The 26,529-nt window shown below is 64.2% G+C and carries 26 protein-coding genes; 12 read left to right on the forward strand and 14 right to left on the reverse strand.

The genetic code is table 11. From position 1 onward, the window contains the following. Positions 1–15: 15 nt before the first annotated feature. The 4 genes from SC1_RS15920 to SC1_RS15935 are packed head-to-tail and all read right to left on the reverse strand — an operon-like array spanning position 16 to position 3,527. Positions 16–540: a GNAT family N-acetyltransferase gene (locus SC1_RS15920; protein WP_062184839.1), complete on the reverse strand. Its 525-nt coding sequence runs from the start codon at positions 538–540 to the stop codon at positions 16–18. Between the two features lie 4 nt (positions 541–544). Continuing rightward, complete coding sequence (locus tag SC1_RS15925) at positions 545–1,609, reverse strand: homocysteine S-methyltransferase family protein (protein WP_062184842.1); 1,065 nt, start codon at positions 1,607–1,609, stop codon at positions 545–547. Then, positions 1,606–2,544, reverse strand: a complete 939-nt coding sequence (gene metF / locus SC1_RS15930) for a methylenetetrahydrofolate reductase (RefSeq protein WP_062184844.1) — start codon at positions 2,542–2,544, stop codon at positions 1,606–1,608. Before metF ends, SC1_RS15925 begins: the two co-directional genes overlap by 4 nt. Continuing rightward, complete coding sequence (locus tag SC1_RS15935; RefSeq protein ID WP_062184847.1) at positions 2,541–3,527, reverse strand: metalloregulator ArsR/SmtB family transcription factor; 987 nt, start codon at positions 3,525–3,527, stop codon at positions 2,541–2,543. Before SC1_RS15935 ends, metF begins: the two co-directional genes overlap by 4 nt. 229 nt (positions 3,528–3,756) lie before the next feature. On the opposite strand from SC1_RS15935, the gene SC1_RS15940 reads away from it, so the two are divergent. From SC1_RS15940 to SC1_RS15955, 4 genes are all read left to right on the forward strand, one after another. After that, positions 3,757–4,089, forward strand: a complete 333-nt coding sequence (locus tag SC1_RS15940; protein ID WP_062184849.1) for a hypothetical protein — start codon at positions 3,757–3,759, stop codon at positions 4,087–4,089. Between the two features lie 171 nt (positions 4,090–4,260). Further along, positions 4,261–4,590, forward strand: coding sequence for a hypothetical protein (locus SC1_RS15945; RefSeq protein WP_062184852.1), 330 nt, complete (start codon positions 4,261–4,263; stop codon positions 4,588–4,590). Positions 4,591–4,668: 78 nt separating this feature from the next. Next, a complete protein-coding gene (locus SC1_RS15950) occupies positions 4,669–4,872 on the forward strand; it encodes a hypothetical protein (RefSeq protein ID WP_152682469.1) in 204 nt (67 codons plus the stop codon). A gap of 146 nt (positions 4,873–5,018) precedes the next feature. Further along, on the forward strand, positions 5,019–5,696 hold the full coding sequence (locus SC1_RS15955; RefSeq protein ID WP_062184858.1) for a DJ-1/PfpI family protein: 678 nt from the start codon (positions 5,019–5,021) through the stop codon (positions 5,694–5,696). On the opposite strand, the gene SC1_RS15960 is transcribed toward SC1_RS15955, so the two are convergent. The 5 genes from SC1_RS15960 to SC1_RS15980 all read right to left on the reverse strand — a co-directional run bounded on the left by SC1_RS15960 (position 5,693) and on the right by SC1_RS15980 (position 10,872). Then, entirely contained in the window at positions 5,693–6,454 is a 762-nt protein-coding gene (locus SC1_RS15960) for a glutaminyl-peptide cyclotransferase (protein WP_062184863.1), read from the reverse strand. The two genes, SC1_RS15955 and SC1_RS15960, sit on opposite strands and share 4 nt — an antisense overlap. Positions 6,455–6,671: 217 nt before the next feature. Beyond that, entirely contained in the window at positions 6,672–8,315 is a 1,644-nt protein-coding gene (gene groL, locus SC1_RS15965; RefSeq protein ID WP_062184866.1) for a chaperonin GroEL, read from the reverse strand. A gap of 63 nt (positions 8,316–8,378) precedes the next feature. After that, positions 8,379–8,666, reverse strand: a complete 288-nt coding sequence (gene groES, locus SC1_RS15970; protein WP_037514464.1) for a co-chaperone GroES — start codon at positions 8,664–8,666, stop codon at positions 8,379–8,381. Positions 8,667–8,798: 132 nt separating this feature from the next. Continuing rightward, complete coding sequence (locus tag SC1_RS15975; protein ID WP_062184869.1) at positions 8,799–10,196, reverse strand: MATE family efflux transporter; 1,398 nt, start codon at positions 10,194–10,196, stop codon at positions 8,799–8,801. Between the two features lie 103 nt (positions 10,197–10,299). Beyond that, positions 10,300–10,872 (reverse strand): Pycsar system effector family protein, encoded by a 573-nt coding sequence (locus tag SC1_RS15980; RefSeq protein ID WP_062184872.1) that lies wholly within the window; start codon positions 10,870–10,872, stop codon positions 10,300–10,302. Positions 10,873–11,051: 179 nt separating this feature from the next. On the opposite strand from SC1_RS15980, the gene SC1_RS15985 reads away from it, so the two are divergent. The 3 genes from SC1_RS15985 (at position 11,052) to SC1_RS15995 (ending at position 14,582) form a co-directional block, all read left to right on the forward strand. Then, positions 11,052–11,288, forward strand: a complete 237-nt coding sequence (locus tag SC1_RS15985) for an acyl carrier protein (RefSeq protein ID WP_062184875.1) — start codon at positions 11,052–11,054, stop codon at positions 11,286–11,288. 7 nt (positions 11,289–11,295) lie between these two features. Then, positions 11,296–12,498 (forward strand): aminotransferase class I/II-fold pyridoxal phosphate-dependent enzyme, encoded by a 1,203-nt coding sequence (locus SC1_RS15990; RefSeq protein ID WP_062184878.1) that lies wholly within the window; start codon positions 11,296–11,298, stop codon positions 12,496–12,498. A gap of 113 nt (positions 12,499–12,611) precedes the next feature. Then, the gene (locus SC1_RS15995; RefSeq protein WP_062186842.1) at positions 12,612–14,582 is read left to right on the forward strand and encodes an ATP-binding protein; all 1,971 of its coding nucleotides are present in this window, start codon (positions 12,612–12,614) and stop codon (positions 14,580–14,582) included. Here SC1_RS15995 and SC1_RS16000 read toward each other — a convergent pair whose 3' ends face one another. Genes SC1_RS16000 through SC1_RS16010 form a run of 3 tightly spaced genes read right to left on the reverse strand, consistent with a single transcriptional unit; the run spans position 14,583 to position 16,905 of the window. Further along, entirely contained in the window at positions 14,583–15,443 is an 861-nt protein-coding gene (locus SC1_RS16000; RefSeq protein ID WP_062184881.1) for a hypothetical protein, read from the reverse strand. A gap of 7 nt (positions 15,444–15,450) precedes the next feature. Then, the gene (locus SC1_RS16005; RefSeq protein ID WP_062184884.1) at positions 15,451–16,425 is read right to left on the reverse strand and encodes a diacylglycerol kinase family protein; all 975 of its coding nucleotides are present in this window, start codon (positions 16,423–16,425) and stop codon (positions 15,451–15,453) included. Between the two features lie 6 nt (positions 16,426–16,431). Next, complete coding sequence (locus SC1_RS16010; RefSeq protein WP_062184887.1) at positions 16,432–16,905, reverse strand: DUF2141 domain-containing protein; 474 nt, start codon at positions 16,903–16,905, stop codon at positions 16,432–16,434. Between the two features lie 133 nt (positions 16,906–17,038). On the opposite strand from SC1_RS16010, the gene lptF reads away from it, so the two are divergent. From lptF to sppA, 5 genes are all read left to right on the forward strand, one after another. Then, positions 17,039–18,259 carry an LPS export ABC transporter permease LptF gene (gene lptF, locus SC1_RS16015; RefSeq protein ID WP_083435960.1) on the forward strand — a complete coding sequence of 407 codons (1,221 nt, stop codon included), beginning with the start codon at positions 17,039–17,041 and terminating at the stop codon, positions 18,257–18,259. After that, complete coding sequence (gene lptG, locus SC1_RS16020; RefSeq protein WP_062184890.1) at positions 18,260–19,360, forward strand: LPS export ABC transporter permease LptG; 1,101 nt, start codon at positions 18,260–18,262, stop codon at positions 19,358–19,360. A gap of 503 nt (positions 19,361–19,863) precedes the next feature. Beyond that, a complete protein-coding gene (proB, locus tag SC1_RS16025) occupies positions 19,864–20,970 on the forward strand; it encodes a glutamate 5-kinase (RefSeq protein WP_062186846.1) in 1,107 nt (368 codons plus the stop codon). Positions 20,971–21,017: 47 nt separating this feature from the next. Then, entirely contained in the window at positions 21,018–21,914 is an 897-nt protein-coding gene (locus SC1_RS16030; RefSeq protein ID WP_062186848.1) for an NAD(P)-dependent oxidoreductase, read from the forward strand. Positions 21,915–22,148: 234 nt separating this feature from the next. Then, positions 22,149–24,131, forward strand: coding sequence for a signal peptide peptidase SppA (gene sppA, locus SC1_RS16035; RefSeq protein ID WP_083435961.1), 1,983 nt, complete (start codon positions 22,149–22,151; stop codon positions 24,129–24,131). Positions 24,132–24,265: 134 nt separating this feature from the next. On the opposite strand, the gene SC1_RS16040 is transcribed toward sppA, so the two are convergent. Together SC1_RS16040 and SC1_RS16045 are read right to left on the reverse strand one after the other, a co-directional pair. After that, complete coding sequence (locus SC1_RS16040; protein ID WP_062184893.1) at positions 24,266–25,168, reverse strand: alpha/beta fold hydrolase; 903 nt, start codon at positions 25,166–25,168, stop codon at positions 24,266–24,268. A gap of 21 nt (positions 25,169–25,189) precedes the next feature. After that, positions 25,190–26,518: an oxygenase MpaB family protein gene (locus SC1_RS16045; protein ID WP_062184896.1), complete on the reverse strand. Its 1,329-nt coding sequence runs from the start codon at positions 26,516–26,518 to the stop codon at positions 25,190–25,192. Between the last annotated feature and the right edge of the window lie 11 nt (positions 26,519–26,529).

Consider the following 26,529-nt stretch of genomic DNA (forward strand, 5'->3'; position numbering starts at 1 on the left):
TCCTGAAACTGAGCATTAGGCGGCAAGCGGGCGGGCTAGGACGAGATCGTCGTAAAGCTTGCCGCCGACATTGAACTGGCGCGTGCCGAGGTCGACAAAACCCTGTTTGCGATAGAAGGCGAGCGCGCGCTCGTTGCGGGCGTAGACACCGAGCAACAGACGGCGATGACCGTGCGCTGCCTCCAGCGCCCGCTTCATCAGCGCCGCGCCGAGCCCGGTGCCGTGAAAGCGCGACAGCAAATAGATGCGCTTCAGCTCGATATCGCCTTCGAGTGCCGCGGCAAGGTCAGGCTTGCCGACCAGCGCGAATCCGATCGGCGCGCCGCCGGGCTGCGCTTCGGCGATCCAGGCGCGCGCGCCGGCCGCCAGACCGGCCGCATAGGCAGCCGCATTATGCTGTGCGGCGCAGTGACCGACGATCGCATCGCCATCGAGAATGCCCGCGAAGGTTTCGAGGAAGGTCGCCGCGCCGATCAGCGCGAGCGCCGGCGCATCATCGACTCCGGCTTCCCGGATCGTCCATGTCGGATTGTCGGGCATCGGTTCAGGCCGCCATGGTAAAGGGCTCGAGCCCCGCAAGCCGCGTGCGCACCGGCACATCGGGAATCTGCCGCGGCGCGAGCCCCTCGATCGCTTTCGCCATCGCCGCGATATGCGCGGGTGTCGATCCGCAGCAGCCACCGAGGATATTGACTTGGCCATGTTCGGCCCATTCGCGCACAAGGCTCGCGGTCGTGTCGGGCATTTCGTCATATTCGCCGAGTTCGTTGGGCAAGCCGGCGTTCGGATAGACCATCACCAACGCATCGGCGATATCGGAGAGGACGCGGACATGCGGACGGAGCTGCGACGCACCGAACGAGCAATTGAGCCCGATCGTCAGCGGCTTGGCGTGGCGTACGGCATACCAGAAAGCCTCGACCGTGTGGCCCGACAGGTTGCGTCCCGAAAGGTCGGTCAGCGTCATCGAGATCATCAGCGGCAGTTCGCGCCCGATCTTCGCTTCGGCCTCCAGCGTCGCGGCGATACCCGCCTTGGCGTTGAGCGTATCGAAGATCGTCTCGATCAGGATGAAATCGGCGCCACCCTCGGCCAGCGCGACCACCTGTTCCAGATAGACATCCTTGAGTTCGTCGAAATCGATCTCGCGAAAGCCCGGATTGTTGACGTCGGGCGACAGCGACAGTGTCTTGTTCGTCGGCCCGACCGCACCGGCGACGAAGCGGCGGCGACCGTCGAGCGCTTCATATTTTACCGCGGTCTCGCGTCCCAGCCGCGCGCTTTCAATGTTGATGTCGGCGACCAGCGCCTCGGCGCCATAGTCGGCTTGGCTAATGCGGTTCGCGCTGAACGTGTTCGTTGACACGATGTCCGACCCCGCGGCGAGATAGGCCTCTCCGATCGCGGTAACAACGTCGGGACGCGTCAGCGCGAGGATATCGTTGTTGCCCTTCTGGTCATGCGACAGGCCGAGATTGCCCGCATAGCAAGCCTCGGTCAGCTTGCGGAGCTGGATCTGGGTTCCCCAGCCACCATCGGTGAGCAGGATGCGCTCCTTTGCCGCGGCCTGAAGGGCTTCACGTGCGCCCGAAATGGATTTGGAGGTCATGCTGCCTGATCCTTTGCGGTCGAAATCGGCCGCAATCCCAGCAGATGGCAGATGGCATAGCTGAGCTCGGCACGGTTGAGGGTGTAGAAATGGAAGTCCCGCACGCCGCCCGCGTACAGGCGGCGGCACATTTCGGCGGCAATCGTCGCCGCCACCAACTGGCGTGCGGCAGGGTGATCGTCGAGACCGTCGAACAGCGACACCATCCATGCGGGGATCGCCGTGCCGCACATGTCGGCCATGCGCCGCGTCTGCGACACGTTCGACACCGGCAGGATACCGGGAATTATCGGCGCATCGATCCCTGCAGCCGCCGCGGCATCGCGGAAACGCAGGAACGCCTCGGGCGAGAAGAAGAATTGCGTGATCGCGCGCGTAGCGCCCGCATCAAGCTTGCGCTTCAGATTATCGAGATCGGCCTCGGCGCAGGACGCGTCGGGGTGCACCTCGGGATAGGCGGCAACCGAAATGTCGAACGGCGCGACGGCTTTCAGCCCCGCGACCAGTTCGATCGCATTGGCATAGCCGTCCGGATGCGCCCGGTACGGCTCGCCGCCCGGAACATCCCCACGCAACGCGACGATGTGGCGCACGCCCGCATCCCAATAGGCACGCGCGACCTCGTCAATCTCGGCGCGCGAGGCCTCGACGCATGTCAGGTGCGCCGCCGGGGGAACGGCGCTTTCGGCGGCAATGCGCGCGACGGTCGCATGGGTGCGCTCGCGCGTCGAACCGCCGGCGCCGTACGTGACGGAAACGAAGCTCGGAGCCAATGGTTCGAGCGTGCGGAAGGTGTCCCACAGCTGCGCTTCCATCTTCTCCGTCTTGGGCGGGAAGAATTCGAAGCTGACGCCGATGTCGCCTTCGAGATTGGCAAACAGCGGCGTAGCTGCGGCGCGGCGCGCCTCTGCCAGCGAATTCAAATTCGACGTCATGCCGCAAGCCTTTTACTTTGTCCGCCTTCACTGGCGGGGGGTTGATCTTCGTCGCTGCGACGGCGGCCGAGCCATAGCTTTACAGCCAGCTCCCCACCTTCGAGCGTTTGAGTCGTTTCGAGGAGCAGCCCTGCGGAAGCGAACCAGCCGCGAATCTGCGCGTCCGAAAAGCCGAGACGGGCGTGCGCCGCGAGATTGCGCAATTCTTCATCCTCATGCGGCGCGAAATCGACCACGAGCAGGTGCCCGCCGCCGCGCAGCACGCGGCTTGCTTCGGCGATCACACGGTCGGGCTCGTGCGCGAAATGCAAGGCCTGATGGATAACGACGCTGTCGATGCTCGCGTCGGCGACGGGCAGATTCAGGAAATCGCCCTGCAGCAGGTCGACAGGAACCGACTGCCCCTCCAGCTTGGTGCGCGCAATGCGTAGCATTTCGGGACTGCGATCAAGCGCAGTGATGCGCCGTGCGGTCGGGGCGAAGATTTCCGCCATCCGGCCGGTGCCGGTACCTATATCGAGCAGATGGCCTAGCCGGCGGTTGTGCATCATGGCGAGCATCGCGGCCTCGACCTGGCTTTCGGCGACGTGACGCGAGCGGATCGCATCCCATTCGGCAGCATGTTCGGCAAAATAGCGCTCGGCTGCCGCTGCGCGTTCGTCGCGCACCGCCGCCAGCCGCCGCGCATCATAGGCAATGACCCGCGTTTCACGGGCCGAGAAAGGCCATTTTTCGGCCTGCCCGATAATCCCGGCAACCGCTCCGCCCTCGGCAATACGCAGAAAAACCCAGCTCCCTTCGCGCCGCCGCTCGACGATGCCTGCCTCGACGAGGATCCGGACATGGCGTGACACGCGGGGCTGACTTTGGTCGAGAACGACCGCCAATTCACCGATGGCAAGCTCCATTTCGCGCAAAAGCGCGACGACTCGCAGACGCGTCGGGTCCGCCAAGGCGCGAAAAATGTCGAGTAGCTCGCTCATGAAAGGACATATAAAGGTTTCTTTATATCCGGTCAACCAAGCGCCACGCCACAATTTCCGCCACACGTCCCCCGATTACGACCGAATTACGACGAAACGGACGAGCTCTCCCAAAAAGGGCGTTGCACGCGATTCCACGAGGCGGTAATTCTGCCCGCGATTGGCAATATTCGGGATCGATCCGTTCCTGTGCCGATCGGTCAGTTCAAACCGAGAGGGGTATTCCCACATGAAGAAATCGATCACTCTGTCGCTCGTCCTCGCCGCCTCGATGGGCCTCGCTGCTTGCGCCGACAAGGCTGCCGATGACACGGCCGCTGCAACCGAAGACGCAGCCGCGACCGTTGAAGGCGCTGCCGATGGCGCGATGGAAGCAGCCGAAGGCGCTGCCGACGCGAGCGCTGCTGCCGCTGGCGAAGCCGGCGCCGCTGCCGGCGCCGCAGGCGATGCCGCCGCTGCTGGTGACGCTGCCAAGGCTGCTGACAAGGCGACCGAAGCTGCTGGCGCTGCCAAGGAAGCTGCCGACGCCGCAAAGGGCGCTCTGGAAGAAGCCAAGAAGTAAGCTTCTTTTCGGCTTTTCGGCCAAGACAAAGGGGGGTCGCCGGTTCACCGGTGGCCCCTTTTTCCTTCCGGGTCGGGTATCAAGCAGCGCAGTTGCAAAGGACCTGATCCCTCGTTAACTCTCAGTCCCAATGGCCCATCACACGGCCGTTGTATTCGAAAGGAATTACCCATGCGCAAGATCATCCTCGCATCGATGGCCGCTGCGGCCTTCAGCCTCACCGCCTGCTCGGAAAAGACGCAGGACGCCGCGTCGGAAACCGCCACCTCGGCCGCCGATGACGCTGCCGCCGCTGGCGACGCCGCTGCCGATGCAGCCGCTGGCGCTGCCGACGCGACCGCCGCCGCCGCTGGCGAAGCCGCCGATGCGACCGCCGACGCCGCGAAGAACGCCGGCAATGCCGTCGAAGGCACCGTGAACGCGGCCGGCGACGCTGCTGCCAATGCTGGCGACAAGATCGCCGAAGAAACCAAGAAGGCCGAAGCAAACGACAAGAAGTAAGTCGTCGGCACGCCTTCGGGCTGATATTCGGGGCTCCATCCACCTTGGATGGGGCCCTTTTTCGTGGGAGCGTATGAAATGATCGATCGGTGGAAGACCAGCGCCGCGCTCGTGGTCCTGATCCTTGCGGCAGGATGCAGCCGTACCGACAACGAACCCGGCCCCGGCGGCGTGACCGTCAGCGAGGCAAAGGCGCTCGACGATGCCGCCGAAATGCTCGAAAGCCGCGACAGTCTTCCGGTCTCAGACGAGGCCCCTGCGGCAAAAGATGCCGCCAAATAGCCTTTCCTCGCGGCCTTGCCCGCGCTAGATTGCCGTCGTTCCGCAACTGGCGCTGAAGATGGAGTCCCATCGGGAAGCGGGACCGATCCGACGATCGAGACGAGCCGCGCGCCTGGGTGATCCACTGCCAGTGCAAGGACATCCGCATGACCGACGCCCCAACCACAACAATCCTTTTCCTGCTTTTTCCGGGCATCACCCAGCTCGATTTCACGGCGCCCGCGCAAGCGTTGTCGCGGATGCCCGGCGCAGTGCTGGCCGGCGCAGCGGCAAGCCTCGAACCGATCGCGACCGACAGCGGCTTCGCGATCGTCCCGACGCATGACTTTGCGCGCGCGCCGCAAGCCGACATTTTGTGCGTTCCCGGCGGTCACGGCGTTACCGACGCGCTGAATGACAAGGCGACGATCGACTTCATCGCGCGCCAGGCTGCGGGCGCTCAATGGGTGACGAGCGTGTGCACCGGCGCCTTCCTGCTCGGCCGCGCCGGGCTGCTCGCGGGCAGGCGCGCGACGACGCACTGGGGCTATACGCATCTGCTGCCGCTCGTCGGAGCAAGCCATGAAAATGCCCGCGTCGTTGAGGACGGCCATGTCGTGACCAGCGGCGGCGTGACGTCAGGGCTCGATTTCGCGCTGACATTGATCGCTCGGCTCAAGGGCGACGCGGTCGCTCAGGCGATCCAGCTCGCGATCGAATATGACCCGGCCCCACCCTTCACCGGCGGCCACCCCGACCGTGCGCCCGAAGCCGTGACCGCCGGACTGAAAGCGCGCGTCTATGACGCCGCGGCGGCGCGAATGGAGGCGGCGCTGATGGCTTAGTGGCAGTCGGCGAGCGCGATCTCGTAAAGCTTCGGCCAGTTCTTGCCCGTCACGAACAGGCGCTTCTTCTTCGCGTCCCAGGCGATGCCGTTCAGCACGCTGTCGGTATCGCTGACGCCGGCATCGGCCTTGAGCGTCGTCAGGTCGACGAGCGAGACGACGTCGCCGGTGGCGGGGTCAATGCGGACGATGAAGTCCGTCATCCAGACATTGGCCCAGATCTGGCCATCGATCGTCTCAAGCTCGTTGAGCATCGGAAGCGGGCGACCGGCGAAGCGCACGGTGACACGCTTCTGCTCCTTCATCGTCGCGGGATCGAAGAAACGAAGGTCGGTGGTGCCGTCGCTCAGAACCAGGCTGTCGCCGACCATTGTCAGCCCCCAACCCTCGCCCTCATATTTAAAGGTGCCGGCGGGCTTCAGGTCCCTGATAGACCAACGATTGCCGATGCCGCCCTGCCAGGTCACACCGATGATCTGGTCACCCCAACGCGTGATCCCCTCACCAAATTGATCGGACGGAAGTTTCGATTGGGCGAGCGCCTTGCCGGTCTTGAGGTCAAGGCGTGCGACGCGCGATTGGCCATATTGACCGGTGGCTTCGTATAAATGCCCCTCGTGCCAAAATAGTCCTTGAGTGAAGGACGACCTGTCGTGCGGAAATGTCTCGACGATCCGATAACCGCAGCGCTCGACCGGCGGCGGGGGCGTGGCGGTTGCGGGGTCGGCGAGCAGCGCGAGGGCGAGGGCGAACATCATCGCCGCCCTAGCTATGCCGCCTTGCCTTAACTGGCAATGTCCCGCCCGCCCTATTTCGTCAGCAACGCCCCACTCACTCCGGCCGTAATCCTGAAAGAGACGCCAAGCGGGACCCCGGATCAACTCCGGGGTGACGAGAGAGCATAAACACAAAGAAAAAGGGCCGGAGGATTGCTCCCCCGGCCCTCTTATTGGCTGAACGCCGAACGGTTTGGACTTAGAAGTCCATGCCGCCCATGCCGCCCATGCCGCCGCCACCCATGGGCATGGCGGGCTTGTCGTCGGGCGTTTCGGCAATGCCGGCTTCGGTGGTGATCAGCAGACCGGCAACCGAGGCAGCATCCTGAAGTGCGGTGCGGACAACCTTGGTCGGGTCGATAACACCGGCCTTGACCAGGTCTTCATAGACGTCGGTAGAGGCGTTGAAGCCGAAGTTGCTGTCGTTCTGGTCGAACAGCTTGCCCGCGACGACACCGCCGTCGAAGCCGGCGTTTTCAGCGATCTGGCGAACCGGAGCCTGCAGAGCGCGACGGATGATGTCGATGCCGCGGGTCTGGTCTTCGTTGACGCCCGACATGCCCTCGAGAGCCTTCGTCGCGTACAGAAGCGCAGTACCGCCGCCAGGGACGATGCCTTCTTCGACCGCAGCGCGGGTCGCGTGGAGAGCGTCATCGACGCGATCCTTGCGTTCCTTCACTTCGACTTCCGAAGCGCCGCCGACCTTGATCACTGCAACGCCGCCAGCGAGCTTCGCCAGACGTTCCTGCAGCTTTTCCTTGTCGTAATCCGACGTGGTCGTTTCGATCTGCGCACGGATCTGTTCGACGCGGCCCTTGATCGCATCATGGTCGCCAGCACCATCGACGATGGTGGTGTTGTCCTTGTCGATCGTGACGCGCTTGGCCTGCCCGAGCATGTTCAGCGTGACCGACTCAAGCTTGATGCCCAGGTCTTCGCTGATCATTTCACCGGCGGTGAGGATCGCGATGTCCTGCAGCATCGCCTTGCGACGATCGCCGAAGCCCGGTGCCTTGACGGCAGCGACCTTCAGGCCGCCGCGCAGGCGGTTGACCACCAGCGTTGCGAGCGCTTCGCCTTCGATGTCTTCAGCGATGATGAGGAGCGGACGGCCCGACTGCACCACGGCTTCGAGGATCGGAAGCATCGACTGGAGGTTCGACAGCTTCTTTTCGAAGATCAGGATGTACGGATCCGAAAGCTCGACGAGCATCTTTTCGGGGTTGGTGATGAAATAGGGGCTGAGGTAGCCGCGGTCGAACTGCATGCCTTCGACGACATCGAGTTCGAAATCGAGGCCCTTGGCTTCCTCGACGGTGATCACGCCTTCCTTGCCGACCTTTTCCATGGCTTCGGCGATCTTGTCGCCGACTTCCTTGTCGCCATTGGCCGAAATAATGCCGACCTGGGCGATTTCAGACGTGCCCGAAACCGGCTTCGACTGCGCCTTGATCGTTTCGACAACCTTGGTGACCGCGAGGTCGATACCGCGCTTCAGGTCCATCGGGTTCATGCCGGCAGCAACCGACTTCATGCCTTCGCGAACGATTGCCTGAGCAAGAACGGTCGCGGTGGTGGTGCCGTCGCCGGCCTTGTCGTTTGCCTTCGATGCGACTTCGCGCAGCATCTGGGCGCCCATGTTTTCGAACTTGTCCTTAAGTTCGATTTCCTTGGCGACGGTGACGCCGTCCTTGGTGATACGGGGCGCGCCGAAGCTCTTGTCGATCACGACGTTACGGCCCTTGGGACCGAGGGTCACCTTCACCGCGTCGGCGAGGGTGTCGACGCCGCGAAGAATGCGCTCACGCGCGTCGCGGCTGAATTTTACGTCTTTAGCAGCCATGTGCTTATTCCTTTCAAAGGCGCAGAAAACTGCGCAACTTCATTCGCAAATCGATGGAAACGCTCAGGCGATGACGCCGAGGATGTCCGATTCCTTCATGATCAGCAGCTCTTCGCCGTCGACCTTGACTTCGGTACCCGACCATTTGCCGAACAGGATACGATCGCCAGCCTTGACGTCGAGCGGGGTCACCTTGCCGTCATCGGCGCGGGTGCCGGTGCCGACGGAGACGACTTCGCCTTCCTGCGGCTTTTCCTTGGCGGTGTCGGGAATGATGATGCCGCCAGCCGTCTTTTCTTCGGCTTCGATACGGCGAACAAGCACGCGGTCGTGCAGCGGGCGAAATTGCATGGAAATCCCTCCAGAGATGGAAATAATGTCGTTTAGCACTCACAGGGCGCGAGTGCTAACACGTCGGGCATATGGGTGGGAGTCAGATAGGCGTCAAGCGCCGCCCTGCAAGATTCTTGCGAAGTTTTTGCGTCAGGCCGGAAGCAGGCCGAGACGACCGCGCATCCGCCACCTGAGCAGCAGCACCGCCGAGACCACGATCAACCCCACGGCCAGCCCGATCCACACGCCGACTCCGGCGAGCGGCGTCCAGAAACCGAGATAGATGGCGGTGCCATAGCCCGCGATCCAGTAACCGCAGATCGCGATGATCATCGGCGTGCGCGTGTCCTGTAGGCCGCGCAGTACGCCGGCCGCCACCGCCTGCGCGCCGTCGAACAGCTGAAAAGCGGCCGCGACGACAAGAAACTGCATGGCAAAGCCGACCAGCGCCGCGTTGCGCGCCGCATGGACGTCGACATAGATCGACAGCACCACCGTAGGGAACAGCCACATGAGCAGCGCGGTGAAGCCCATGAAGCCAATGCCGAGCGCCAGCGACGCAAAACCCGCATGGGCGATACCGCGATGGTCGCGCGCGCCATAAGCAAGGCCGACACGGATCGTCGCGGCCTGCGCGACCCCGAAGGGAATCTGAAAGGCCAGCGCCGCGACCTGCAGTGCGATCGTGTGTCCGGCAAGCTCGGCCTCGCCGATCCGGCCCATCAGGAAGGCGGCCCCGGTGAACAGCCCGGCTTCGGCCAGAATCGTCAGGCTGATCGGCGTGCCGATGCGCAGCATGTCGAAAAAGCGGCTCCATTCGGACCGCCATATATTGCCGAACAGCCGGTAACGGCGCAGCCGGCGATCGGTCTGAATGACGACAATATAGGCAATAAGCATCGCCACGCTCGTCATCACGCTGGAGATCGCCGAACCGTGCAAGCCGAGCGCGGGCATGCCGAGGTGACCGAATACCAGCACCCAGTTGCCGAGCGCATTGACGAACAACGCGCCGAAGGTGATCGCAGTCGCGATTGTCGCGCGCCCGAGCGCCGAGACGAAGATGCGCAGCACCGCGGCGGCAATCATCGGGAACAGCCCCCACATCAGGATGAGCAGGAAGCTCGCGGCGCGCGCCGAGGTTTCCGGCGGCTGTCCGGTCGCCAGCATGATGGGCCCACCCGCGGCGCAGATTCCCATGAATAGGAGCGAAACGAGCGCGCTGAGCCACAATGCCATGCGCACGGTGCGACGCACCTCGCGCACCGCATGTTTGCGGCGGCCGAGTTCGGCGGCGATCAGCGGGGCCGACGCACCGACAAGCCCCGACCCCGTCCAGAGGAGGAGGCCGAAGATCGCGACGCCGAGCGACGAGGCGGCGAGCGCCGCATCGCCAAGCCGCGCGACGAAGATCACGTCGATCGCGTGAACCATCATCTGGAGCAGGTTGGCGGCCGCCAACGGCACCGCGAGCGCCAGCGTCGCACGGAATTCCGCGCGAAGACCCTGCGGCGTGTCCGCGGTCAGAGAGGTCGCCTGCTGCAACATAGCCGGCCCGGATAGTCGCAGCGGGGACGGGCTTCAATCCCGCACGGCGCTCATCGGATTTTTCAACGGCAGGGGTGGCATAAGGGCAACAGCCCCATCTGCGCTATTTACCCCAAAGCATCGCCATCTCGACCCCGAACGCGATGAATGTCAGCGTCAATCCGACGACGAACAGCCGATAGGCGTAAGCGAGATAGCGATATTTGCGCCGCGCGAGGACGACGCCGTTCTGATAGGTATCGCGCAGCATCGTCTCGTACAGATCTTCCTCGGTGCGCAGGCGTGTCTTCACCGCGTCGATGAACTCATCCTCGTCCATCTGTGCGAAGCGGCCGAAGAACAGGATATTGCTGTGGTCCTTACCGTCCTTGTAGACGACCGGCGGCGCCTTGCCGACGCGCGGGAGCACCGCCGACACCGCGAGCAGCGCTGACAGGAAGGAAAAGGTCGCGAGGATCGCGAGCGGCATCGCGAGCGCACCGCCCCCCGAACGCGCCTGCCCGATCGCGAGCGTGAAGACGACGAAGGTCGCACCCATCAGGATCGAAGCCTTTTGATCGGCCATCTGCGACAGTTGCATCGTGATCTGCTGGTTGGTGCGCACCAGGTGCACCGCGTTCGGCGGGAAGGAAATCGCCGGCCGTTCGGTCGGTGTCGTTGTTTCTGCGCTGTCCATGCCAAGCTGCCCCCTGCCCCAATACTCTGCCCCGATATCCTGCAAGCGACCCGCCACAGGGATGACATGAAGTCCCGCCAGCGGCAAGATGCTGCCCTGTTCCCGCCGCATTCACTTGCCAATCGGGAGCCTTCGCGGCATGCCCGCGCGCAACTTTCTTCCATAATGGGACGCACCCTATGAGCACCGCCCTCACCGACCAGATTTTCGGCCTGATCCAACCCTTCAACAAAAAGGGCGTCGAACTGACCGACGCCACGACCTTTGCCGGCGACCTCGAATGGGACAGCCTGACGGTCATGGATTTTGTTGCCGAGGTCGAGGACACATTCGACATCATCATCAGCATGAACATGCAGGCCGAAATCGAAACCGTCGGCCAGTTGGTTGCCGCCGTCGAGAAGCTGAAGGGCTGATACGCCGATGACCGACCTCTTCAGCAAGTTCGACCCGCTCATCCAGCAGCGTGAGGCGCTGCTCGCGACCGGCGTCACCGACCCGTTCAGCCTGGTCATGGAAAAGGTCGTCTCGCCAACCGTCGCGATCTGCAACGGGCGCGAGACGATTCTGCTCGGCACCTATAATTATATGGGCATGACGTTCGACGAGGATGTCATCGCAGCGGGCAAGGACGCACTGGACAAGTTCGGCAGCGGCACCACCGGCAGCCGCGTCCTCAACGGCACCTATCAGGGGCACAAGGAGTGCGAGGACGCGCTCAAGGAATTTTACGCCATGGACCATGCCATGGTGTTCTCGACCGGATATCAGGCGAACCTTGGCATCATTTCAACGATCGCCGGCAAGGGCGACTATGTCATCCTCGACATCGACAGCCATGCGTCGATCTATGACGGGTGCAAGATGGGCGATGCCGAAATCGTCGCTTTCCGCCACAACGACGTCGAAGCGCTCGAAAAGCGGCTGAAGCGCCTGCCGCCCGAAGCCGGCAAGCTGGTCGTGCTCGAGGGTGTCTATTCGATGCTGGGCGACATCGCTCCGCTGAAAGAGATGATCCGCGTCTCGAAGGAAAATGGCGCGATGGTCCTCGTCGACGAGGCGCATTCGATGGGCTTTATCGGCGAACACGGCCGCGGCGTTGCCGAGGCGCAGGGTGTGATCGACGACGTCGACTTCATCATCGGCACCTTCAGCAAGAGCGTCGGCACGGTCGGCGGCTTCTGCGTGTCGAACCATCCGAAGTTCGAGATCATGCGGCTCGTCTGTCGCCCTTATGTCTTCACCGCTTCGCTGCCGCCGAGCGTCGTCGCGACCGCCGCGACCAGCATCCGCAAGCTGATGCACGGGTCGAACAAGCGCGCGCATCTGTGGGAAAACAGCAAGGATCTGCACAAGGGACTGCGCGATCTCGGCTTCCAGCTCGGCACCGCAGAGCCGCAGTCGGCTATCATCGCGGTGATCATGCCCGACCTCGAAAGAGGCGCGATGATGTGGGAAGCGCTTCTGGAAGAAGGGCTTTACGTCAATCTCGCACGCCCGCCGGCGACCCCCGCGGGCATGACGCTGCTCCGCTGCTCGCTCTGCGCCGAGCATTCGAGCGAGCAGGTTACCGAAATTCTCGGCCGCTTCGAGCGTGCGGGCAAACGCGTGGGCATTATCGGTTGAATCGAGCGACTTCGCCGACCAGCGGATTCCTTTTCGGGGCGAGTTGAAGCGGTGTTAAGTTAACCGAAGCTTCGGCGCTTTGCGGCGCCGCGCTTGTCCGGTAAGAGATGCGCGTGTTCGAGCGGGATATCGACAGCGAAAATGACGGCCGGCGGGAGCGTATCCGCTTCTGGCTGACGATCGTCCTCGGTGCGATCCTGACCGGCGTGGTCGGGGCGCTCCTTGTGCTGCTCGCGCGCGCCAACGACAATTATGACCGTTCGCTCGGCTGGCAGACGCAGAGCATGGAGGTCATCTCGCAGACCCGCTCGGTCGACGCTGCAATTGCGCGGGCCGAGGCATCGCTCGGCCGCTTCGCGGTCGGGCTGCAGAAAGAAGACGGGCGCGTCTATGAATATCAGTGGGGCCGCGCGCGCCAGTTCCTGGCCCAATTGCGGCGCAACGTCCGCGACAATCCGAAGCAGATGGTTCTGGTCGAACGGCTGACGCGCGAGATGGACAGTCGCGGGGCATTGCTCGGCGATGCAGCGCTGAGTGCGAATTACAATCAGACGGTCGCCGCAATCTCGAAATATTATGCGGCCGGCAAGGGACAGGGGGTCAGCCAGATCGACAAGCTGATCAGCGAAATCATCGCGAACGAGCGCACTTTGCTTCGCGACCGCAACCGGCTCGCGGCCGCCGATCGTGCCAGCCTGAACCAGGCAATACTGCTCTTTTCGTTACTTGGCGCTGCCGCCGCCGTCATTGCGATCGCCACGACCTTCTCGCTGCTCCGCGCCGAGGGCGAGCGGCGCCTCGCGCGGCGCGAACAGTTTGCCGAAAGCGACCGTGCGATGCAGCTTGAAGCAGCGGTCGAGGAGCGAACTGCCGAACTGGCGCAGGCCAACGAGGCGCTGCGCAGCGAAATGACCGAACGCGAGACCGCCGAATCGCAGCTTCGCCAGGCCCAGAAGATGGAGGCCGTAGGCCAACTGACCGGCGGCATCGCACACGACTTCAACAACATGCTCGCGGTGGTGGTTGGCGGGCTCGAACTTGCGCAGCGCTGGCTACCGGGAACCCCCGAAAAGGCGCAGCGCCACCTCGCCAACGCGCTCGACGGCGCCAATCGCGCCGCGGACCTGACCCGGCGCCTGCTGACCTTCGCCAGATCGGAGCCGGCACGCCCCGAAATGACGGCGATCGACGACTGTATCGCAAGCTTTGCGCAGCTCATCGAACGCACGATCGGAGACCGAATTGCGCTGACACTCGATCTTCAGGCCGACGGTCTCGCCTGCTGGGTCGACCGGCAACAGTTCGAAAACGCGCTGCTCAATCTGGCGGTCAATGCGCGCGATGCGATGAACAGCCATGGGTCGCTGACGATCCGGACGATCGACGACGGCGAGGCCAAGGCGCTTGCGGTGCAGGTCATCGATACCGGTTGCGGCATGTCGCCCGAGGTGCTGGAACGCGTCTTCGATCCCTTCTATACCACCAAGCCTGCAGGCCAGGGCACCGGACTTGGCATGAGCCAGGTCTTCGCTTTCTGCCGCCAGTCGGGCGGCGAGGTGCAGATTTCGTCGACCGAGGGCGAAGGCACAAGCGTCGCCATGCTGCTTCCGATCGCCCAGGCGGATGCCGATGTCGCGGCAGAGATGCTCCCGAGCGAGGCCACCGACCCCGACGCCCCCACCGACGCGTTGAGCATCCTTGTCGTCGAGGACGACGCCCGCGTCCTGGCCGCCACGGTCGACGCGGTCAGCGAACTTGGCCATACCGCCGTCGCATGCGGCAACCCGCTTCAGGCCGAAGCGCTTGTCGAAGAAAGGCTGGCGGGCGGAGAGCGCGGCTTTGATCTGATATTGTCGGATGTTCTGATGCCCGAGCTTACCGGCCCGGAAATGGTCGCGCAGCTGAAGCAGCGTTGGCCCGAATTGTCGGTCCTGTTTGTAACGGGCTATGCCGGCGATGCGAGCGAAGATGCCGCGTTCGGCGATCATGACGTGCTCAGGAAGCCCTTCACGCTCACGGCGCTAGATCAGGCAATCCGGCGGCGCGGCGAACCGCGGCCCGAGGGTCAGCGCCTCGCGGGCTAATCAGCGGATCGCGCCGCCCTTGATCAGGCGCGGCACCAACGTCAGCGCGGCGACGAGCGGCCAGCGGCGCTGCCATGCCTTGATCTCGATCTTCGTCCCCGCATGCCGATTGATCTTCCACGCGAGATAATCGATCCCGCCAGCATAGGTCAGGCTGGCCTTGGCAAGCCGCGCGATGCTGAGCGCCTTGCCTTCGAAGCGCCGCTGCGACCAGCGTCCGCTGACGGCATCGGCAGGAATAGCTGCGATGGCCGGGCCGCTGAAACGTTCATAGCGGTCGGCGTCCGCATCGACGACCGATTGCGCCCGCCCGGTCCGCTCGGCACGTAGTTCGACCGAGTAAGTGAGCGAAAAGGCCCGCCGCCACCAGTCGAGCGGCGCTTCGCCCTCGATCCGGCCCGCAGCGGCGAGAAGCGCCGGCGCCGCGCGCGAAACCGCGCCCACCGCGCGGCCCCGCGCGGTATCGTCGACCGCCCAGACCAACCGCGAAGGCTGCGCAAAGCGCGCCCATACCGACACGTTACGCGTCGCGGCGCCGTTAAGTCGGTCGAAATCGGCTTCGCTGAGCACCGCGTATTTTGCAATCAGCCCACCATGTTGAAACGGAAATACATTGGGCGGGATCAGCCGGTTCGCGACCGCCATCCAGCGCTTGGGATAGGCGTCGCCATAGTCGGACACGATCAGGTAGAAATCGAGCATCAAGCCGTCGAGTTCGCTTTCGCGCAGGCAACTGCCGTAGAAAAGCACCGCGCGCGCGCTTCCGGGATATTGAGCCGCAATCGCCTGCGCCATAGCGGTGACGCGCGGGTCGACGGGGGTCGCGAGTTCTTCGCGGACGAGTTCGGCTAGCGCGGACATGAAGGGCTCAGGCGGCGAGGCGCAGGAAGGGAACCGGCTGCGTCGAAGTCAGGATGATCGGCGCGCCGTTCTTCGCCTGGAAGATTTCGCCGTCGAGGATGACGTTTGAGCGTTCGCCCTCGATACGGATTTCGTCACCCTGCTGGAAATGCACCCCGTCGAGCTGCTTCTGCCCCAGCGTCCCGCGCCAGGTCGCGCCAAGCATGCGGAACAGCGCACCGACATTGCTGTCGGTCGCGAGCAATTTCATATTGCCGTTCGTTCCATAGACTTCGCTGGTGCGGATACTGAGCAGCAGTTTCTCCAGCGTCGTGACGATCAGCAACGAGAATTTGCCCTTGAATTCGCCCTGGCGGATCAGCGACACGGTCATCGGTTCGGGCTTGGGCGGCAGGCGCCCGCCGCCGATTCCAAAGATGATCGCGAACAGACCCAGGATCGCCGCGAGGAAATGCGAAATCCCGTTGGGCAGGCCGAGCGGGTAGATTCGGTTGCGGCAATAAAGCATCACGTCGGCAAGATAAGCGCCGCCGAGGAACATGCCGAGCACCGGTCGTTCTTCGCCGCCGCTATCGAGCGCGATCAATTGGCGTTCAATCACATGATCTTCGAGCCGGCCACTTTCGACCAGTTCGACAACGCGCTGCAGCGCCTTGATCGGATCACCCTCGGCACCGAGATCGAGCGCGATGAGATTGGTTTTCCCATTCGGAAGCACCGCGACCGGCGGCGGCGAGCCACCGAAATGGCCGCCCGAATAAATTTCGGTCAGCGCGGCCTGCACGGTGCCGTCGCCGCCGTTGATAACGACGACGCGCGGACCGACCATTGCCATCGTGCTGATGGCCTTTTCGATCTGGTCGACATCCTCGACTTCATAGTGAAAAATGTCGGGATGCGCCGCGCAATATTCGCGAACCCGCGGCAACAACGAGCGATTACCCGTCGAGCGTGGGTTGGAAAGGAGCGCGACGCTAGCCATTCCCGATCACATATATTTCATCGAAATGGAGATCGTCTTGGGCGCATCCCCGACCGAAAAGGCTGCCTTCTTGTAGCTCGGCTTGCCAAGATTGAAGACATTGATGCTGGGATTGTTCGACATCCCGCCACCATCCGAGCGGAAGTCGGTCTTGCCGTTCCCGTTGACATCGTGACGCACTGCAATGCCGTAGACACCGGCTTCGGGCAGGGGCACGCAGACGGTCATCATCCCGGCACGCGCCGGAACTTCGACGCGGGCGAGCCAGCGCCCCTTCGCGAGCCAATCATCTGCCGTCCCGCGATAGCTTTGCACGCGAATCTTGCCAGCCGACGCCTTGACGCCGCTGATCTGGACCAGCGTCGACGGGCCGCTTCTGCACTTCGACAGATCGTTCGAGAGGACCCGGCCTTCCGCTTGCGCCGTGGCGGTAAAAGCCAGCACGGAAACAGCAAGGAGAGCGGATACAAATTTCGACATGACCTCAAAACCTCCAGAGGCTATAGCCATCTCCACGAGCGCAACAACGCACGCCGAGATGGGTCCCTGTCGCCCTTGAATCGGCATATCGGAAACAACTGCGGCCAAATCATGGTGATGGGGCGACCAAAGATTGAATAAGCTTCCTGCCATCGACCGCTACATCGCGCGGCTCATCTTCTTCCCGATGCTCGGCACCCTCGTCCTGTCGGCGATGCTGCTCGTGCTCGAAAAAATGCTTCGCCTGTTCGATTTTGTCGCCACCGAAGGGGGGCCGGTCAGCGTCGTGTGGCGGATGCTCGCAAACCTCATTCCCGAATATCTCTCGCTCGGTATTCCAATCGGGCTGATGTTAGGGATTCTCCTTGCTTTCCGGCGGCTTGCGACATCGAGTGAACTCGACGTGCTGAAGGGCGTGGGCATGAGTTTCGGGCGGCTGATGCGCATACCCTTCGCTTATGCAATCGCGCTTGCTGCGCTTAATCTGGCGATCGTGGGGTTCATCCAGCCGGTCGCGCGCTATGCCTATGAGGGGCTGCAGTTCGAACTCCGCTCGGGCGCGCTCGGCGCATCGATCAAGGTCGGCGAGTTTACCAAATTGGGCGACCGCATGACGCTAAGGATCGAGGAAAGCTATAATGATGGCCGCAGTTTGCGCGGAATCTTCGTGCGCGGCGAAAATAAGGACGGGCAGCGCGTGTCGGCCACCGCGGCGCGCGGCCAGTTCCTCGCCACCGACGATCCGAACACGATCATCCTCCGCCTGTCGCAGGGCGTTCTGATCCATGAATCGCCCAAATTCGCTGTCCCGCGCGTTCTGACCTTCGACAATCACGACTTGCCGATCCCGCTGCCCAAGATCGAGGCGTTCCGCCTGCGCGGCGGCGCCGACCGCGAAATGACGATCCCAGAGCTGTTCGTCGCGGGCAAGGACCAGACGCAATCGGTGCAGACGCGGCTCGAATCGAGGGCGAATTTTCATTTTCGCATCGTCGAAGTGATGTCGATGTTCCTGATCCCGCTAATCGCGATCGCCCTCGCGATCCCGCCAAAAAGATCGACGTCGTCGCTCGGCGTGTTCCTGTCGATCGTGCTGCTGGTCACTCAGCACAAGATCAACCAATATGCCGAGGATCTCGGCGCGCGCGGGACGATCGACCCGCTGATCGCGATGTGGGTACCCTATCTTCTGTTCGCGGCGCTCGCGATCTGGATGTACTACACCGTCGCGCACGTCCCCGGGGGCCAGCCGATCGGCGCGCTCGAACGCGTGGCGGCGAAGGCGGGGCAGAAAATTCGTGCGATGCTCACGATGTTCCAGCGCAAGCAGCGGCCGTTGGAGAGTTTGAACTAAATGCATCAGCTCCATTTTTTCCCTTCGCGCACGATGGCGCTCTATGTCGGCCGCCTCTTCCTCGTCCGCTCCTTCTCGATCCTCTTCGCACTGGTCCTGATCCTCCAGACGCTCGACCTTCTGGGTGAGAGCGGCAAGATTCTCGCCGTCGCGGGCAACAGCGATTCGGACGTGTGGCGCTATGTCGGTATGCGGATGCCGCAGATTATCGAGACCTTCCTGCCCTTTTCGGTGCTGCTCGGCACCATCCTGACGATGGTCACGCTCAACCAGAACAGCGAAGTGATCGCGATGAAGGCGTCGGGCATGTCGGCACATCAGGTGCTCGCGCCGCTGTTCCTTGCCGCACTGCTCGTCGCCGGGATCAGCTTTGCGTTCAACGAACGGATCGTCACACGCTCGACCGCGGCGCTCAGCGCGTGGCAAAAGGTCGAGTATAAAAAAGTGCCCAAGGACAGCGGCATACGCACGAATATCTGGGTCCGCGACGGCGACGACCTGATCAATGCAACGACGGTAGACACCAGCGGCCCGGTGATCGTGCTCGGCTATGTGACGATCTATGAGCGCACCGGCGGCGTGCTGTCGTCGATGCTGTCGGCCGACAGCGCCCGCGCGCTTCCGACCGGCGGCTGGGAATTGACCAACGCGCGCCGTTTCATGCGGCGGTCGGGCACGCTCGAACCACTCGGCACGATCGTCGCGGCGAAGAGTGTGCGCCCCGACCAATTCACGCTGGCGCAGGTCGACGGCGACGAATTGCCGTTCATGAAGCTCAAGGCCGCGATTGCAGATCTCGAGGCCGCGGGCCGCCCGGTCGATGCCTTGAAGGGCGTGCTGTGGCACAAGATTTCGGGACCATTGTCGGCGATATTGATGCCGCTGCTCGGCGCCGTGGCCGCGTTCGGCCTCGCCCGTTCGGGCAAGCTGTTCATTCGCGCGATCATCGGCATGGGGCTTGGCTTCGCTTATTTCGTCGCCGACAATTTCGCGCTCGCGATGGGTGATCTGGGCGCCTACTCGCCCTTCCTCGCGGCATGGGGGCCGTTCATCCTGTTCGCTTTGATCGGCGAGATGATCCTGATCCGTACCGAGGAATAGGGCGGCTAGCGGCCGCTGGTTGCCTTCCCCACATTAGTCATCCCCGCGAAAGCGGGAACCCAGTGACAGCGCCGGCTCGCCGGGCTCCCGCTTTCGCGGGAATGACGAAGCTGGAGTAGGAACCGTCGGCTAACGACCGGGGGCGGACCCTGCCATCCTCGTCACCCCGGGCTTGACCCGGGGTCCCGCTTGAAGTCGAAGTCGGTGAGTGCGTCAAAAAGCGGGATCCCGGGTCAAGCCCGGGATGACGAGAGCGAAGAAACGACCGGAAACTAACGACGGTAATGTGTGCCCCGGCGAAAGCCGGGGTCCAGGGCGGCAATCCGCACAGCTCGGCTTTCTAAAGCCCTGGGCCCCGGCCTTCGCCGGGGTACAACATAGTAGCAAACCTCCGCTCCCCACCCCAAAGCCGACGTTACCATCAGCGGAATAAAATTACGCGAACCGGGCTTGCCGGGACATTCGCATTGGCGGCGCGCGCGCATCGCGCTATCGGCGGCGCCATGAGCCTGTTTCCGCCCGCATCCTGTCCCCGGCTGATCGTCAAGATCGGATCGGCGTTGCTCGTCGACCCGGATGGCGCAGTGCGGCGCGGCTGGCTTGTGGGCATCGCCGCCGACATTGCCGAGCGCGCGCGCGCGGGACAGCAGGTCGCGGTGGTGTCTTCGGGCGCGATCGCGCTCGGCGCGCGGCGGCTGGGGCTCGCCAAGGGCGGGCGCGGGACGCTCGAGGATGCGCAGGCGGCGGCCGCGACGGGGCAGATCGCACTGTCGCAGGTCTGGGCCGAAGTGCTCGGCGCCGAAGGGCTGACCGCCGCGCAGATGCTCGTGACGCTCGACGACCTCGAACATCGCCGCCGTTACCTCAATGCCGCGGCGACGCTCGACCGGCTGCTCAGCCTTGGCGTCGTGCCGATCATCAACGAGAATGACAGCGTCGCGACCGAGGAAATCCGTTTCGGCGACAACGACCGCCTCGCCGCGCGGGTCGCGCAGGCCGCGGCGGCGGGCGGCGTTATCCTGCTGTCCGACATCGACGGGCTGTATGATCGCAACCCGGCGCAGGACGGCGCCGTCCATATCGCGCGGATCGAGCGCATCGATGCGGGGATCGAGGCGATGGCCGATACCGGATCGGCATCGGGCATGGGATCGGGCGGCATGGTGTCGAAGATCGCGGCGGCCCGCATCGCCAACGCCGCCGGGGCGCATCTCGCGATCGCCTCGGGTCGCATCGACCGGCCGCTGTCGACCGCTGCACGGCACAGCCTGTTCGTCGCCGACAAGGGCGCAAGCGCGCGCAAGGCGTGGCTCGCGGGCGGGCTCACCGCCAAGGGGCGGGTCGAGATCGACGCCGGCGCCGCGAGAGCGCTGCAGGGCGGCGCCAGCCTGCTCGCGGCGGGCGTAACCGCGGTCAGCGGCAGCTTCGCGCGCGGCGACATCCTCGACATCGCCGGTCCCGACGGGCGCATCATCGCACGCGGCCTGTCCGAATATCCGGGCGCCGACGCCGCGAACATCGTCGGCCTCGGCCGCGACGCGCAGGAAGCCGCGCTCGGCTATGCGCCGCGCAGCGCGATGGTGCACCGCGACCATATGGTGCTGCTTTGAGTCCCCCTCCCCGTTCCGGGGACAAACACGGCGGGCGCGTGCTGGCGATGACCGGCGCGACCGGCTTTGTCGGCGGCGCGACGATGCGCGATGCAGTCGCGGCGGGATGGCACGTCCGCGCCCTCACCCGCCGACCACAGGCCGAAATCGAAGGGGTGACGTGGATTGCGGGCGCGCTCGACAACAAGGACAGCCTCGCCGAAATGGCGGCGGGCAGCCATGTTGTCATGCACATCGCGGGCGTGGTCAACGTCCCCACCCGCGCGGCGTTCGAGGCGGGCAATGCGATCGCAACCGCGAACGTCGTCGATGCCGCGCGCGGGGCCGGCGTCACGCGCTTCGTCCATGTGTCGTCGCTCGCCGCGCGCGAGCCCGATATCTCCAACTATGGCTGGTCAAAGGAACGCGCCGAAGCGGTGGTCATGGCGAGCGGGCTCGACTGGACGATCGTGCGCCCGCCCGCGGTCTTCGGTCCCGGCGATACCGAAATGCTCGACCTTTTCCGCATGGCGCGGCGCGGCATCGCGCTGGTGCCGAACGGGCGCATGTCGGCGATTTATGTCGACGAACTCGCGCGGCTGCTCGTGACACTCGCCGCCGACCGGGGCGCGAGCGTCGGCCAGATTTACGAGCCCGACGACGGTAGGCCCACTGGCTGGTCGCATCGCGGATTTGCCCGCGCGGTCGCGCGCGCGGTGGGACGGCAGCGGCTGTCGACGATCGCGACTCCCGCCCTGCTGTTGAAGGCCGGGGGCCAGCTCGACAAACTCGTGCGCCGCAGCCGGGCGAAACTGACCCCCGACCGCGCGCGCTATATCGCGCATCCCGACTGGGTTGCGACCGAGGGCGCCTGTCCGCCCGCCGCGTTGTGGCGGCCCGAGCGCGACACCGACGACGCGCTCGCGGAAACGGTGCGCTGGTATCGCCGCGAAGGCTGGCTCTGAATATATTTCCGTTTATGTCCGGCAACGTCGAGACACTCATCGAAGGACTGCAGACCCAGGGCTCTCCGGGCATCGGCGAAAGGCCGAAGTTGGTCTTGAGCGCGTGCCAGGGCAGTCGAAGGGCTCGGTGCAAACGGATATGATATTCTTGGTAAATGTAGTCCATGGGCACTGATCGCTCGCCCGTCGAAGCGTGCATTGCCAAGGACGGGACGCGCCCCTAGGTTCGCGGACATGACCGATAGCACCGCGAACGCGCCCAACGATCCCGCCGGCCCATGGGCCATTCCCGTCCGCCGGCCGCTGCCGGGCGACGACAAACCGAAATCGAGAACAAGCTTTCCGCGCAAGGTCTGGAACCTGCTCGTCGGGATCAAGGATGCGCTGGCGCTCATCTTTCTTCTGCTCTTCTTCGTCGCATTGTTCGGCCTGCTCGCGGGACGCCCCAATGCGGGCCTGCCGGTCAGCCAGGGTGCGCTGCTGATCGAACTCGACGGCGTCGTCAGCGAACAACCCGCCGACGTCGACCCGCTCGCGGCGCTGTCGGGCGGCGCGCAGCTCAAGGAAATCCGCGTCCGCGACGTCGTCCATGCGCTGGAGGTTGCCGCCGACGACAAGCGCGTAACATCGGTCGTGCTCGACCTCGACCGCTTCCTTGGCGGCGGGCAGGTCTCGCTTGCCGAAATCGGCGCTGCGGTCGACAAGGTGCGCGCGAAGAAAAAGCCCGTGCTCGCTTTCGCCACCGCCTACACCACCGACAGCTATCAGGTCGCGGCGCACGCCAGCGAAATCTGGGCCGACGGCATCGGCGGCGTAGCGATCGCGGGGCCGGGCGGATCGCGCCTTTATTACAAGGGGTTGATGGACCGCCTCGGCATCACCGCGCATATCTATCGCGTCGGCACTTTCAAGAGCGCGGTCGAGCCCTTCCTGCGCACCGACCAGTCGCCCGAGGCGAAGGAAGCCAACCTCGCATATGCCGGCGTGCTGTGGGAAAACTGGCTGACCGACGTCAAGAAGGCACGCCCGGCTGCCAAGGTCGACGCCTTCATCGCCGACACGGCGGGCGCCGTGAAGGCGGCGGGCAACGACCTGTCGAAGGCATCGGTCGATGCGGGCCTTGTCGACAAGCTCGGCAGCCGCATGGCTTTCAACCGCCGCGTTGCGGAGCTCAGCGGCTCCCCGGACGACAGCAAGCCGTGGGAATATAATGCGATCCCGCTCGAAAACTGGGTCGCCGCGAACCCGCCCGAAACAAAGGGCAGCGCAATCGCGGTCGTCCCCGTCGTCGGCGAGATCGTCGATGGCGAGGCGCCGAACGGCGCCGCGGGTGGGGAGACCGTCGCGCAGCATATCCTCGACGCCGCTGCCGACAGCAGCATCAAGGCGATCGTCCTGCGGGTCGACTCGCCCGGCGGATCGGTGCTGGCGTCGGAGGAAATTCGCCAAGCGCTGCTCGCTGCGAAGGCGAAGAAGCTGCCGATCGTCGTGTCGATGGCAAATGTCGCGGCATCGGGCGGCTATTGGGTCTCGACCCCCGCCGACCGCATCTTTGCCGAGCCCGAGACGATCACCGGTTCGATCGGCGTGTTCGGCATCTTGCCGAGTTTCGATCAGGCGCTTGCCAAGATCGGGGTCAACGCCGACGGCATCGCGACGACGCCGCTGTCGGGCCAGCCCGATATATTCGGCGGGGTCAACGACGATTTCAACGCGCTGGCGCAGGCGAGCGTCGAGGACATTTATGCGCGCTTCACCGGGCTCGTCGCAAAGAGCCGCAAGCAGCCGATCGAGAAAATCCGCACCATTGCCGAAGGGCGCGTGTGGGCCGGCGGTACTGCGCGCCAGATCGGCCTTGTCGACCAGTTCGGCGGCTTGCCCGATGCGCTGAAAGCGGCGGCGAAGTTCGCGAAGATCGACGGCGATTTCCACGCGAAATATTTCGAGGATGAACCAAGCGAATTTTCGAAGATGCTCGCAAGCTGGTCCGGCACCGAGGAAGAAACTGCAGCACTTCCACGCGGCTGGTTCGGGATCGCGGCGATGAACCGCCAACTGACCGAACGGCGCCTCGTCCAGGATCTGACGATGCTGACGCGGGCGGGGTCGGTGCAGGCGTCGTGCCTCGACTGTCGCGCCTATCTGCCCGCGGTCCCGCGGCCGGGTCAGGCTGAGGCGAAGGGGTTCTTCGCGACGATGGCGTTGTTGCTGAAATAGCGTTCGAACGGAGGCGTTAGCCCGAAAAAATGTGTCCCCGCGAGCGCGGGGACCCATCTCCCGATGCTTCGAAATTGCGCCGACCGGTGATGGGCCCCTGCCTTCGCAGGGGCCCGATTTCCTCTCACCGCGGCTCAGGCGGCGGCGGTCGTTTCGTTGATGTGTTCCGCGATCGCATTGGCCATCGTATCAACAAGCCCAAGCGGCAAATCATGACCCATGCCCGGGATCGTCAGCAGCCGCGCGCCCGCGATATTGTCGGCAGTGTCGCGTCCGCCGGGCAGCGGCACGAGCGGATCGTCCTCGCCATGGATGACGAGCGTCGGCGCCTTGATATCCTTCAATAGCGGGCGCCGGTCGCCATCGGCAACGATCGCCGCCATCTGGCGCGCGACGCCTTGCGGATACCAGCCGCGTTCGAAGTCGGCACGCACGCGGCGCTGGAGACGTTCTTCGGTCGATGGATAGCCTGGGCTGCCGATCACACGCGCCGCGCCGACCGAATAAGCGATCAGCGCCTCTTTATCACCATTCATCGGGCGGTTGGCGAGCACGCGCATCGCCTCCTTCTGTGCGCGCGGAAGGCGGCGGTTGCCGGTGGTCGACATCACCGACGTCAATGAGAGCACGCGATCGGGATAGCGCGCGGCGATATGCTGCGCGATCATACCGCCCATCGAAACGCCGACGACATGCGCACGCTGGACGCCAAGATGATCGAGCAAGCCTATGCCGTCGGCGGCCATGTCGGCCAGCGTATAGGCGGGGCGCACCGGCAGGCCGATCACCGATTTGACGATCATCCATTTGACGTTCGGCACCCCTGCGGCATCGAAGCGCGTCGAAAGGCCGACATCGCGATTGTCGTAGCGGATGGTACGAAAGCCGCGTTCGTTCAGCGCGTCGACGAATTCGTCGGGCCAGAGCGTCAATTGGCCCCCAAGGCCCATGACCAGCAGGATGACGGGCGCATTGCGCGGCCCCTTGTCCTCATAGGTGATGTTGATGCCGTTAACGGTCGCCTGTTCGGTCTTCATGAAATTCCTTTGCTGAAAGGACTAGCTCGCCGTCGCGGGCTTGTAGTGCGCGGCGTCGGATGTGAATTCGGCGCGGCCATATTCGGCAAGCTGGCGCTCGATCCGGTGGACGAGGCGCCGGTCGGCGAGATGACGGATGACGGGAAGGCGCGAGGCGACACGATAGGCCGCCATGCGCCCCGCGATGCCGAGCATCGTCGCGCCATAAATGAGGTGATCGCGGCGCCGCACCGGCACGCCGACATTGGCAGCGCGCTCCTCGTCGCCCGCAAGAAAGGCTTTTACGAAGAAAACGCGGCTCACCGAATATTCGAGGCGGCGTTTGACCTGCCCTTTGGGCGAACGGTCTTTCGACAGTTCGGCGTCCATCGTCGCGCGGAGCAGCCCGCCGCAGACCTGATCGTCATATTCGTAGCGGAGCGTCGCGCTGCGCGTGCGCCAGATGCGGACAATCTCCTGCGGCGTATCGGCGAGCAAATCCTCGGGCAGGCCGAGCAGATAGCAGCGGTAACGCGCGAGTTCGACGCGCCCACGTTCGAGCCGGGTAAAGCTGGTCCGGCCCTTCGCCAACACCTCCTGCGAGAGGAAATAGACGGGGATCAGCCCCGCGGGCATCTGGTCGAGCTGCGGGATCGGCATGCCATAGGTTTCGGTATCCCACATGCCGGGACGCGACAGGACGTTGACGCGCACCATCGAGTGCATCAGCCGCACCATCGCCGCCGCCTTGAATCCAGGCCCGAAGCGATCGAGCGCGCCGGGAAGCGCGGTTGTCGCAAAGAAGGTCGCGGTTTCCTTCACCCGCCGCGCGGCGGTCGCCTGGCCCAGCGTCCCGGTGAGCGCCATCGGCAGCGCCGAATATTTGTTGAGGAAGGTCGCGATGAAGGCGCCGCGGATCAGAAAGGGCGAGAGGTTCGCGGTGGCGTTGCGCTCATAAGCCGCGCCCTCCTCGACCAGCTTCATGTCGAGCCAGTCGGGCTTTTGTTCCATTTCGCGGATCAGCGCCGCGAGTTCGGGCGGCGCGTCCAGGACCGCTTCGACGCCCTTGTCGCATGCATCGACCAGCATCGCGACGGTCTGCTGAAAACCAAGGCGCGGCATCAATGCGGCATAGGCATCGCCAGTCCGGTCGCCCAGCATCGTATATTCGCGGATACGGCCAAGCAGATCGGGATCGTCCAGATAGTCGGCGCGGTCGATGCTGCGAACGCGGCTCAGCTCGCTGACCGCGTCGACCTCGGGCGCCCATCGCTCAGGCGCCTTGTCGAAATCGAAACGGCCGAACAGGTCGGGCAAGGCGCGCGCCTGATCGCGCACACGGCGGGCGATGGTGCTGACATCACTGTTCATAAGGCGAAACT

The organism is Sphingopyxis sp. C-1, assembly GCF_001047015.1.
GTDB lineage: Bacteria > Pseudomonadota > Alphaproteobacteria > Sphingomonadales > Sphingomonadaceae > Sphingopyxis.

Bases quoted from the DNA above. Each gene is read 5' to 3' on its own strand.
- SC1_RS15920 (WP_062184839.1), bottom strand. From the start codon at position 540: ATGCCCGACAATCCGACATGGACGATCCGGGAAGCCGGAGTCGATGAT.
- SC1_RS15925 (WP_062184842.1), bottom strand. From the start codon at position 1,609: ATGACCTCCAAATCCATTTCGGGCGCACGTGAAGCCCTTCAGGCCGCG.
- metF (WP_062184844.1), bottom strand. From the start codon at position 2,544: ATGACGTCGAATTTGAATTCGCTGGCAGAGGCGCGCCGCGCCGCAGCT.
- SC1_RS15935 (WP_062184847.1), bottom strand. From the start codon at position 3,527: ATGAGCGAGCTACTCGACATTTTTCGCGCCTTGGCGGACCCGACGCGT.
- SC1_RS15940 (WP_062184849.1), top strand. From the start codon at position 3,757: ATGAAGAAATCGATCACTCTGTCGCTCGTCCTCGCCGCCTCGATGGGC.
- SC1_RS15945 (WP_062184852.1), top strand. From the start codon at position 4,261: ATGCGCAAGATCATCCTCGCATCGATGGCCGCTGCGGCCTTCAGCCTC.
- SC1_RS15950 (WP_152682469.1), top strand. From the start codon at position 4,669: ATGATCGATCGGTGGAAGACCAGCGCCGCGCTCGTGGTCCTGATCCTT.
- SC1_RS15955 (WP_062184858.1), top strand. From the start codon at position 5,019: ATGACCGACGCCCCAACCACAACAATCCTTTTCCTGCTTTTTCCGGGC.
- SC1_RS15960 (WP_062184863.1), bottom strand. From the start codon at position 6,454: ATGATGTTCGCCCTCGCCCTCGCGCTGCTCGCCGACCCCGCAACCGCC.
- groL (WP_062184866.1), bottom strand. From the start codon at position 8,315: ATGGCTGCTAAAGACGTAAAATTCAGCCGCGACGCGCGTGAGCGCATT.
- groES (WP_037514464.1), bottom strand. From the start codon at position 8,666: ATGCAATTTCGCCCGCTGCACGACCGCGTGCTTGTTCGCCGTATCGAA.
- SC1_RS15975 (WP_062184869.1), bottom strand. From the start codon at position 10,196: ATGTTGCAGCAGGCGACCTCTCTGACCGCGGACACGCCGCAGGGTCTT.
- SC1_RS15980 (WP_062184872.1), bottom strand. From the start codon at position 10,872: ATGGACAGCGCAGAAACAACGACACCGACCGAACGGCCGGCGATTTCC.
- SC1_RS15985 (WP_062184875.1), top strand. From the start codon at position 11,052: ATGAGCACCGCCCTCACCGACCAGATTTTCGGCCTGATCCAACCCTTC.
- SC1_RS15990 (WP_062184878.1), top strand. From the start codon at position 11,296: ATGACCGACCTCTTCAGCAAGTTCGACCCGCTCATCCAGCAGCGTGAG.
- SC1_RS16000 (WP_062184881.1), bottom strand. From the start codon at position 15,443: ATGTCCGCGCTAGCCGAACTCGTCCGCGAAGAACTCGCGACCCCCGTC.
- SC1_RS16005 (WP_062184884.1), bottom strand. From the start codon at position 16,425: ATGGCTAGCGTCGCGCTCCTTTCCAACCCACGCTCGACGGGTAATCGC.
- SC1_RS16010 (WP_062184887.1), bottom strand. From the start codon at position 16,905: ATGTCGAAATTTGTATCCGCTCTCCTTGCTGTTTCCGTGCTGGCTTTT.
- lptG (WP_062184890.1), top strand. From the start codon at position 18,260: ATGCATCAGCTCCATTTTTTCCCTTCGCGCACGATGGCGCTCTATGTC.
- proB (WP_062186846.1), top strand. From the start codon at position 19,864: ATGAGCCTGTTTCCGCCCGCATCCTGTCCCCGGCTGATCGTCAAGATC.
- SC1_RS16030 (WP_062186848.1), top strand. From the start codon at position 21,018: ATGACCGGCGCGACCGGCTTTGTCGGCGGCGCGACGATGCGCGATGCA.
- sppA (WP_083435961.1), top strand. From the start codon at position 22,149: ATGACCGATAGCACCGCGAACGCGCCCAACGATCCCGCCGGCCCATGG.
- SC1_RS16040 (WP_062184893.1), bottom strand. From the start codon at position 25,168: ATGAAGACCGAACAGGCGACCGTTAACGGCATCAACATCACCTATGAG.
- SC1_RS16045 (WP_062184896.1), bottom strand. From the start codon at position 26,518: ATGAACAGTGATGTCAGCACCATCGCCCGCCGTGTGCGCGATCAGGCG.